The organism is Halorubrum amylolyticum, from assembly GCF_004114995.1.
GTDB lineage: Archaea > Halobacteriota > Halobacteria > Halobacteriales > Haloferacaceae > Halorubrum > Halorubrum amylolyticum.
Genome location: NZ_SDJP01000015.1, coordinates 69,181 through 78,255, shown reverse-complemented (window position 1 = coordinate 78,255; position 9,075 = coordinate 69,181). Strand labels below are relative to the sequence as shown.

The following is a 9,075-nucleotide window of genomic DNA, read 5'->3' as shown; positions in this document are numbered from 1 at the left end:
GGCCGCGTCGGCCGCGTCACCGGGGCCGCCGCCGCTCGCGTCGGGCCGCGCGGCCCGGTTCATGAAGCGGTGGAAGAACGCCATGGCTCCCAAGAGCCCGAGCAGCGCGACCCAGACGATCACGCCGACCTGACTCGGCGAGAGCTTGTTCGGCGTGTCCGCGAACCCCTCCAGCGGTTGCATCTCGCTCACGCTCTGGTCGATCCGAACCTCCTCCGAGGGCGGCTCACCGTGGAGTCCGACGTACCACGTCGGCAGCAGCACGGCGAGTACGATGAGGAGGACGGCGATCGTTCGTCGATCCATTGTGTGTCTCGTGTGTCGTGTGGATGAGCCGGCTCGGCGGTGCGGGCGCGCTCCCGCGGCGCCGGCCCGCCGTCCGCCGCGGCGATCGCTCGTGAGATCGCGATACCCGTGCGTCTGTTCGACGGTAATTACGTCGCACAGAGATGTGACACATCGTAACGTTGGACCGGAAACGAACAACTAGCTACTCCCGAACTATTCGGGGATTTAAGTGTAATCCCCGAGCGATCGCGACCGCGCCGGCCGGCTACGCATCGCCACCGAACAGCTGAGACAGCACGGTCGCCGTCACGAGCCGGAGGTGCTCCGAGACGGTCGACTTGGCCAGATCGAGGTCGGCGGCGATCTCGTCGGCGGTGGCGCCGTCCGGATCGAAGTACCCCTTCTCGACCGCGACGGCGGCGACCGTCGCCTGTCGCTCCGTCACGTCGGAGAGGTCGACGGGGGTCACGTCCGATCGCGCGCCCCCGTCGCCGTCGTCCGGGTCCCGATCGACGAGGATTCGACGGACCTCCGCCGCGCCGAACGCGTCGACGATCGCCCGCAGCTCGCCGTACCCGGTCAACACGAAGGTGGCGATCAGCTCGCCGTCGTCGATCCGCGTCTCGCGCGGCGACACCGGGAAGCCGGAGAACGCGGGCGAAAACCCGGCACAGGCGCAGGAGCCGCAGGCGTCGTCGGGGGGCGAGGCGGTCGCGTCGGGGTCGGCGGGATCGCGGCCGTGCGGTCCGTGATCGCGGTCGCGCGGTCCGTGATCGCAGACCTCGCGGTCGAGGTCGTACCGCCCATGGATCTCTCCGGCGAACTCCAGTAGCTCGACGTCGCTCGGCGTGTCGGTCGGGACCTCGTCCGCGACGAAGTCGACGCGCTCGTCGACGGGGTCGACTCGGACCTCCCGCAGGGGCGTCCGTTCCGAGAGCGCGGCGACGGGACAGCGATCGCAGGCGGCGGCCGCCAGTCGGACCTGGATCGTGTCGGTCACGGGTGGTTGCGGGTACGACGCCGGCTCCGAAAAAGCTTGGAGGCCGTCCATATTTCCCCCTCCGCCGGACTCAACCGCCCGAACTCGAAGAGCGCGTCTCGGCCCCGCACCGGCCGTCACCGGCGAGGGAACGCTTAAAAGCGTCCGGCCGGAACGGGTGCGTATGCCCACCTTCGAGCTGAACCTGTCCGACGACGTGTACGCGGAGTTCCAGCAGCTCGCCGAACAGGAGTTCGTCTCCGAGGAGCAGGCCGCCGAGGACCTGATCGCCTCCGGCATCGAAGCGTACAACGTGAGCGTCGTCGACGACGAGCCCCGCGACGAGATGCTCGACGGCGCCGAGAACAACATGTTCGACACGGCGGAGGACCCGGGAAGTCTCGAAGACGACCGCCTGTAGTCGGCTCCCCCGCCACTGATTCTTGTTAAACCGTCCGGCGGCCGGCGGCCGGTCCGCTAGTAGCCGAGCCGCAGCGCCCGGTTCGCCAGCAGCGCGGTCAGCGCGAGCCCCATCACGCCGGCGAGCAGCCCGAACGCGACCGTCCAGCCGGCGGCGTCCGAGACCGCGCCGACGACGACGCTCCCCGACGCGCCGACGACCATGTACGCGGTCCTGACGAGTCCGAATCCGGCGCCGCGCTCGGCGTCCGAGAGGAGGTCCATGAACCGCGACTGCAGCGGCGCGCCCCACGACATCGCGAGGCCGACGAACCCGACGCCGACGACGATCGCGGGGCGGCCGAACCCGAACTCCGCCGCCGCGACGAGCAGGCCGTAGCCGACGACGCCGGCGGCCATCGTCGCCATCACGGTCGCGTCGCGCCCGATCCGGTCCGATATCGACCCCGTCACCGGCTGCGTCGCGCCGTGGACGAGGAAGTACAGCGAGAACAACAGCGCCGACAGCCCGCCCGACAGCCCCGTCCCGAACTCGAGGAACGTCGGGAGGAAGGAGGCGGTCGCCTGCCACGTGAACGCGCCCATCGTCGACAGCGCGGTCGTGTAGAGGATTCGGGGCCGGGAGAGCAGCTCCGCGAGCGGTCCGAGCGCGAACCGCTCCCGCATCGCCTGATCGGGCCGGAGCGGCTCGGTGGGCCGAACCCGCCACGCGAACAGGACGAACACGGGGACCGCGGCGGCCACGCCGAGCGCGATGCCGGCGCGCCAGCCGTACCGCGACCCGACGAGCGCGGCCAGCGGCGGGGCGGCGAGCCCCGCGACCGGCCCGCCGGCGACGTGGACGCCGATGGCGCGGCCGATGTCGTCGAACCGCCGCGTGAGGAAGGTCGTCGCCACCGTGTAGTGGAGCCCCGCGCCGGCGCCGAGGACGACGGCGAAGGCGATGAACGCGACGATCGACGGGGAGGCGGAGATGAGCAGGGAGGCGACCGCGGTGGCGCCGACGGCGGTCAGGATGACGGTTCGCTCGCCGTACCGGTCGCCGAGCACGCCGGAGGGGAACTGCGCGAGCGCGTACGCCAGCCACATCCCCGACAGCCCCAGCCCGACGGTCGCGTTCGTGACGCCGAACTCGACGCGGATCTGGGGGATCAGCGGGCTGATCACCAGCCGCGCGACCATCGTCGCGGTGAACGCGAGCGTACAGAGCGCGAGCGCGGTGTGTTTGTACCGCCAGTTCACGGTCGCCGTTCTCGACCCGGGTCAAAGCGGGTTCCGGTCGCGGCCAACCGAACCGGATGTGGTGTCGTCAGACCTCGAACTCGATCGAGTACTCCGTGAAGTTCTCGTAGCCGTCCTCGGTGACGACGGCGATGTCCTCGATCCGGACGCCGCCCACCTCGGGGTCGTAGAGCCCGGGCTCGACGGTGATCACGTGGCCGGGCTCCAGCTCCTCCCCGCCGCTCGCGAGCCGGGGGGACTCGTGGACGTCGAGGCCGACCCCGTGGCCGGTGGAGTGGATGAACCCCGTCTCCGTCTCGGGGTCGGTCCGGAACGTCGGCTCGCCGGCGTCCTCGTACACCTCGCAGGCCGCCGCGTGCACGTCCTCGCCGGTCGCGCCCGGCTCGACCGCGTCGAGCGCGGCGTCGAGGGCGCGCTCGGTGAGGTCGTACCACTCGCGGAGCGTCTCGCTCGGCTCGCCGACGCAGAACGTCCGGGTCATGTCGGCGTTGTACTTCGTCGCCTTCGACCGCGGGAAGATGTCGACGATGATCGCCTCGTTCGCCCGGAGCGCCCCCGACCCGCGGTCGTGGGGGTCCGCGGCCTGCGCGCCGCCGGCGACGATCGTCTGGTCGAGCGCGCAGCCGTGCCGCAGGAGCGTCATCTCGATCTCCTGGGCCACCTGCTCGCTGGTGAGCGGTTCGCCCCCGTGGAGCAGAACTCCCCGCTCCGCGTCGTCGCTCTCGCCGGCCACGTCGACGCCGGCGATCAGCTCCTCGGCGGCCCGCATCGCGGCCTCGTTGGCGCGCTGGGCCTCGCGGATCGCCCCGACCTCCGCGTCGGTCTTGACCGCCCGAACGTCTTGGAGTCGGTCGTCGGCGTCGACGGCGACATCGATCCCGCGCTCGCGGAGTGCGTCCGCGGTGCCGACCGGGCCGCGCGGCGGCATCGAGACGAAGTCGACGCCCTTGTCGCGAACGAACCGGGCGTACATGTCGTTGCGTGCCTCGCGGCCGCCGTACTCGTAGTCGTAGTCGGCGTGGCGCTCGACCGTGTCGGCGGTCGCCTCCTCGCGGGCGCGGCCGTACTCCAGCCCGCTGACGAGGAGGTGAACCTCGCCGTCGGCGTACAGCGTGAGGAAGGGGTCGGGGCCGGTGAACCCGGAGAGGTACAGCTGGTTGGCGTCGTCCTGCGAGGCGTCGATCAGGTAGCCGTCCGTGTCCAAGTCGGCGAGCCGGTCGTCGAGTCGAGCGCGGTTCATACGTCACCTGCTCGGCCGCCCCCCAAATCCGTTGTCCTCGCGGAACCCCGCTCGGCGTTCGAGACGCCGCTCGCGCCGCGAAATAGCTATATAGTGCGCGCCGTCGAGAGCCCGCCCGATCCGAGCGGCGTTAAGGTTGGCCGAAAAACCGGCAATACTCGTCGAACAGCGCCTCGTGAACCGCTCTTCCGGTTCTTCTTCGATCCGAAAATTCACCAAACATTTAAATATTTCCGACGCTTACGTGACGGTGAGGAAAACCAACCGAGACGCGTCTCTCGGTCCCCTCGTTCCCTCCACTTGAACTAACCAATGAGCGAAAACGTTCGAACGTACACGGCGGAGCACGTCGACGAGAGCGAATCCGAATCGGAGACCGAGTCGGCCGACGAGGAGCTGCGCTGCCCGGAGTGCGGCGGCCAGCTCGCGACCGACACGGAGCACGGCGAGACCGTCTGCTTCGACTGCGGGCTCGTCGTCGAGGAGAACGAGATCGACCGCGGGCCGGAGTGGCGCGCGTTCGACTCGAAGGAGAAAGACGAGAAGAGCCGCGTGGGCGCCCCGACGACGAACATGATGCACGACAAGGGGCTGTCGACGAACATCGGCTGGCAGAACAAGGACGCCTACGGCAAGTCGCTGTCCAGCCGCCAGCGAGAGAAGATGCAGCGGCTGCGCACCTGGAACGAGCGGTTCCGCACCCGCGACTCGAAGGAGCGCAACCTGAAGCAGGCGCTCGGCGAGATCGACCGCATGGCGTCGGCGCTCGGCCTCCCGGACAACGTCCGCGAGACCGCCTCCGTCATCTACCGCCGCGCGCTCGACGAGGACCTGCTTCCCGGCCGCTCCATCGAGGGCGTGTCGACGGCGTCGCTGTACGCCGCCGCCCGGCAGGCCGGGACCCCGCGGAGCCTCGACGAGATCTCGGCCGTCTCCCGCGTCGAGAAGGACGAGATCGCCCGGACGTACCGCTACGTCGTCCGCGAGCTCAAGCTGGAGATCCAGCCCGCAGACCCCGAGAGCTACGTCCCCCGGTTCGCCTCCGACCTGGGGCTCTCCGACGAGGCGGAGCGCCGGGCGCGCTCGCTGCTCGACACCGCGAAGTCGCAGGGAATTCACTCGGGCAAGTCCCCGGTCGGGCTCGCGGCCGCCGCCGTCTACGCCGCCTCGCTGCTCGTCAACGAGAAGGTGACCCAGAGCGAGGTCAGCGACGTCGCGAACATCAGCGAGGTCACCATCCGGAACCGATACCACGAGCTGTTGGAGGCCGAGGACGCCGTCGCGCTGAACTGACGCCGTCTCTCGGCCCGACTCGACCCGACTGAACTGACGCCGTCGACATCCGCCGTTTTTCCGAACGCCCAAGCCATCGGGGGCCGAGCCACGGGTATGGAGACCACTCGCCACTTCACGGCGACGACGTACGTCGTCAACGACGGCGCGACCGCGCTCCACGCCCACGATCGGCTCGGGATCCGGCTCCCGCCGGGCGGGCACGTCGACCGCGACGAACTCCCTCACGAGGCCGCGCTCCGGGAGGTCCGCGAGGAGACGGGGCTGGAGGCGGATCTCGTCGCGACCGAGTCGTCGATCGCGGGGCCGAACACGCGCGGGCTCCCGGAGCCGGCCCACCTCATGCTCCACGACATCAACGTCCACGAGGACGGGTCGGTCGGCCACCAGCACGTCGACCACCTCTACTACGCCCGGGTCGGCTCCCGCGAGATCGCGCCGGACGGCGCGGACGAGGTCGACCCCGACGGCTGGCGCTGGTACACGCCGGCGGAACTGGCCGAGAGCGACCTCCAGCGCGACGTGATCGAACTCGGCCGCGAGGCGATCGCCGCCGTCGACGGGGCGTAGCCGAAAGCGCGGTAAAAATCGACATTGAGGGCGGGTCGACCGACGGCCGGCGTCAGACGACCGTCTCACGCTCCGGAAGGTATTTGGGTCGTTGCAGGCGACATAAACCCAAGAATGGACGCAGAGCGAAGAGCGGAGATCACCGGGTGGGACGCCCGGGAATTCTCGGACGGGTTCGCGGGGCTCGGGCGTCTCGTCGACCGAGGGTTCTCCGGCGCGGTGACGAACGGCACGGGGTGGCTGTTCGTGTTCGAGGGCCGCGTCGTCGGTACCGCCGGCGCCGACCTCGACGCGTTCGCGGACGCCTCCGGGACCGTGTATCAGGCGCCGGCCGAGGTCCTCCCGGTCCTGTTCGCCATGCAGGAGCAGGGCGGCGAGCCGCGGGCGCAGTACTACACGAACGACACGCCGCTCTCGGAGGCCGACCGGAAGCTCTCGCAGGGCGGGTTCACCGGCTACGTCGAGCTGTCGGAGAACGTGCTCTCCGGCGACTACTACGTCACCTACACCGCCGGCGAGTCGATGGCCGCGGCGTACGTCGGCAACTCGCGGCGGCTCGAAACCGGCGCGGATGCCTTCGAGCTGGCGGACGACGAGGTCGGGATCTACACCGTCTACGAGGTCGATCTGAACGTCAGAGAGATCCCGGACGGCGACGCAGCGACGGACGACGACGCAGCGACGGATGACGACGCAGCGACGGACGCGTCGCCCGCGGGCGACGCGCCTGCGAGCGACGGCTCGAACGGAACGGGCGACACGGGGGACGACCGCGAGGAACCGACCGCCGATCGGGCGGGCGCCGACTCGGCGGGCCCCGATCGAACGGGAGACGGCCCGGCCGTCGGCGACGGGACGACCCGCGACGGGCCGGCCGACTCCCGGTCCGCGGCGGCCGGGGGGGCGACAGCGGCTCCGACGGCCGCCGCGGACCGAGACGCGGATTCGGCCCCCGGTGAGGGAGCGCACGCCGACGAGGGCGGGACGGACTCCGACGGGGGCGGTCCGACCGGCGAGGCCGCGGCGGCCGCGGACGCGGACGGCGCGACCGTCACGGACGCCTCGGATGTCTCGGACACCTCGGACGCGGGGGCCGAGGCGGACGCCGACGCGGACGAGGCGCGGTCGTCGGGCGCGGACCCGTCGGCGCCGACCGGCGAGGGGCCGACCGATGCGCCGGACGCCGAGGGGGACCGGCCGAGCGACGACGTGTTCTCCGAGGAGGAGCAGTGGCGCGAGCAGAAGTCGATCCCCGCGCTCGACCCCGCCGAGGCGAGCGATCCGCCGGCCGAGCGAGACGGAAGCGCCTCCGGTCGGTCGGGGCGCCGATCGGGCGATCAGAGCGGAGCGAACGGGGCGAACGCGCGCCGGCGGTCGCGGGACGACGCCCGCCGCGGCGACGCCGACGCGGCCGGCGGACGCGACGCCGATCGCCCCCCTGAGCCGCGCTCGACCGATCGGGGCGCGTCGAACCGGTCGGCCGTCTCGCAGCGCCCGGCGGGCTCGCGGAGCGGCGGACAGGGGGCCGAGCGGGTCGAGAAGCTCGAGAACGCGCTCGAAGCCGCGGAGCGGAAGCGGAAGTCGCTGGAAGCCGAGCGCGACGACCTCGCGACGGAGGTCGACCGACTGCAGTCGGAGCTGTCGACGCTCCGCGAGGAGCGCGACCGGCTGCAGTCGGAGCTGTCGGCCGCCCGCGACCGGCTGCCGGAGAGGGACCGAACGATATCGCCGGCTGAGGCGCGCAGCGGGACGAACCTCTTCGTCAGGTACGAGTCCAAGGGCGGGGCGACGCTCGAAGACGCCCACGACGGGACGGTCGATCGCGAGGAGCTCCGCGAGAACCTCCGGATCGAACACCACACGAGCTTCGAGACCGACGGGCTGGCGGTCGACGGTCGCCCGTACGAGGAGTTCTTGGAGGACACCATCGAGTACGGCTTCACCCGGTGGCTCGTCGAGGACCTCCCGTTCGAGGTGAGCGGCACCGGTAACCAGAGCGTGCTCCGGGACCTGTACGACGCCATCCCGGAAGTCGACCGCGCGGAGATCGGCGGGTCCGTCTCGATCGCGATCCGCGAGAACGGTCAGGAGACCCGCGAGCAGCGCTCGTTCGACCTCGTGTTGCGCGACCGGATGGGGAACCCGCTGTTCATCGCCGACCTCAACGACAGCCGCGACCCGACCGCCGAGGGGACGCTGGAGTCGCTCGTCGAGAACGGCCGCGACATCGCCGGATCGAACGAGCCGTTCGCCGCGGCGTTCGCGGTGACGGAGAGCTTCTTCGAGCCGGGCGCGTTGGAGACCGCGAGCGACGCGGTCGGCGGCGGGCTGTTCAGCCGGTCGAAGCGCGCGAGCTTCGTGAAGCTCTCGCGCAAGCAGGGGTACCACCTCTGTCTGGTCGAGGCCCGCGACGGCGGGTTCCACATGACGGTTCCGGACCTGTAGCTGGCGGGTCGAACTGGAACCCCGATCGGCGTCCGATCAAAACGCGGGCAGTTCCGCCGTCACAACGCGATCCGTGCGCCGCCTCGCGCGAAGTCGAATCGGTTCAGTTCTCGAGCTCTGCGGCGTCGTCGATCCGCATGGAGCCGAGCTTGTCGACCGTCTCGTCGAGCTTCTCGTCGAGTTCGTCGACGAACTCGTGGGTGCGCTCAGTCGTGATCGCGCCCTGACTGGACGGCTCGATGAGGTTTTCCTCCTCGAGGACGCGCAGCGAGTAGCGGACCTTGTGATGGGGGTACCCGGTCTCGTTCGACATCTTCACGATGCCGATCGGCTCGTTCTCGATGACCATCCGCAGGACTTGGAGGTGACGTTCCAGCATGTCTACCTCCTTCTCTAGTCGATCTATCATGGCACATGTTAACTCGTCATGCCCCTGTTTAAAAGTTGCTGTCGGGGACCGCCCCGGAATCGTTCGACCCGGCGCTTTGACGTGGGTGTAGTTAACGCATTCGATCACGACGCCGCCGGATCGATCGGGTCGCTCCGTCGCCGATAGCGGGGGGTATCTGCACGAACGACGATAGCCACGCGCATACAT

8 protein-coding genes and 1 pseudogene are annotated in these 9,075 nt (G+C 70.3%); 4 read left to right on the top strand and 5 right to left on the bottom strand.

Annotated features, from left to right (window positions below; genetic code table 11):
- Both ESO89_RS11410 and ESO89_RS11405 read right to left on the bottom strand, forming a co-directional pair.
- Positions 1–306: pseudogene (locus ESO89_RS11410) on the bottom strand (hypothetical protein); the annotation flags it as partial.
- Between the two features lie 247 nt (positions 307–553).
- Positions 554–1,288: a helix-turn-helix domain-containing protein gene (locus ESO89_RS11405; protein WP_128905628.1), complete on the bottom strand. Its 735-nt coding sequence runs from the start codon at positions 1,286–1,288 to the stop codon at positions 554–556.
- Between the two features lie 163 nt (positions 1,289–1,451).
- Here ESO89_RS11405 and ESO89_RS11400 point away from each other — a divergent pair, with 163 nt between their 5' ends.
- Positions 1,452–1,688: a hypothetical protein gene (locus ESO89_RS11400; RefSeq protein ID WP_004045847.1), complete on the top strand. Its 237-nt coding sequence runs from the start codon at positions 1,452–1,454 to the stop codon at positions 1,686–1,688.
- 56 nt (positions 1,689–1,744) lie between these two features.
- On the opposite strand, the gene ESO89_RS11395 is transcribed toward ESO89_RS11400, so the two are convergent.
- Both ESO89_RS11395 and ESO89_RS11390 read right to left on the bottom strand, forming a co-directional pair.
- Entirely contained in the window at positions 1,745–2,929 is a 1,185-nt protein-coding gene (locus ESO89_RS11395; RefSeq protein WP_128905627.1) for an MFS transporter, read from the bottom strand.
- Between the two features lie 67 nt (positions 2,930–2,996).
- Positions 2,997–4,169: a M24 family metallopeptidase gene (locus ESO89_RS11390; RefSeq protein WP_128905626.1), complete on the bottom strand. Its 1,173-nt coding sequence runs from the start codon at positions 4,167–4,169 to the stop codon at positions 2,997–2,999.
- Between the two features lie 312 nt (positions 4,170–4,481).
- On the opposite strand from ESO89_RS11390, the gene ESO89_RS11385 reads away from it, so the two are divergent.
- The 3 genes from ESO89_RS11385 to ESO89_RS11375 all read left to right on the top strand — a co-directional run bounded on the left by ESO89_RS11385 (position 4,482) and on the right by ESO89_RS11375 (position 8,477).
- On the top strand, positions 4,482–5,462 hold the full coding sequence (locus ESO89_RS11385) for a transcription initiation factor IIB (protein WP_128905625.1): 981 nt from the start codon (positions 4,482–4,484) through the stop codon (positions 5,460–5,462).
- A 96-nt stretch (positions 5,463–5,558) separates the two neighbouring features.
- Positions 5,559–6,032, top strand: a complete 474-nt coding sequence (locus ESO89_RS11380) for an NUDIX hydrolase (RefSeq protein ID WP_128905624.1) — start codon at positions 5,559–5,561, stop codon at positions 6,030–6,032.
- A 114-nt stretch (positions 6,033–6,146) separates the two neighbouring features.
- A complete protein-coding gene (locus ESO89_RS11375) occupies positions 6,147–8,477 on the top strand; it encodes a DUF7527 domain-containing protein (RefSeq protein WP_128905623.1) in 2,331 nt (776 codons plus the stop codon).
- A gap of 103 nt (positions 8,478–8,580) precedes the next feature.
- Here the strand turns inward: ESO89_RS11375 and ESO89_RS11370 are convergent, their stop codons facing one another.
- Positions 8,581–8,886 (bottom strand): hypothetical protein, encoded by a 306-nt coding sequence (locus tag ESO89_RS11370; protein WP_004045854.1) that lies wholly within the window; start codon positions 8,884–8,886, stop codon positions 8,581–8,583.
- Between the last annotated feature and the right edge of the window lie 189 nt (positions 8,887–9,075).

Coding starts and splice junctions, on each gene's coding strand:
- ESO89_RS11400 (WP_004045847.1), top strand. CDS start 1,452: ATGCCCACCTTCGAGCTGAACCTGTCCGACGACGTGTACGCGGAGTTC.
- ESO89_RS11390 (WP_128905626.1), bottom strand. CDS start 4,169: ATGAACCGCGCTCGACTCGACGACCGGCTCGCCGACTTGGACACGGAC.
- ESO89_RS11385 (WP_128905625.1), top strand. CDS start 4,482: ATGAGCGAAAACGTTCGAACGTACACGGCGGAGCACGTCGACGAGAGC.
- ESO89_RS11380 (WP_128905624.1), top strand. CDS start 5,559: ATGGAGACCACTCGCCACTTCACGGCGACGACGTACGTCGTCAACGAC.
- ESO89_RS11375 (WP_128905623.1), top strand. CDS start 6,147: ATGGACGCAGAGCGAAGAGCGGAGATCACCGGGTGGGACGCCCGGGAA.
- ESO89_RS11370 (WP_004045854.1), bottom strand. CDS start 8,886: ATGATAGATCGACTAGAGAAGGAGGTAGACATGCTGGAACGTCACCTC.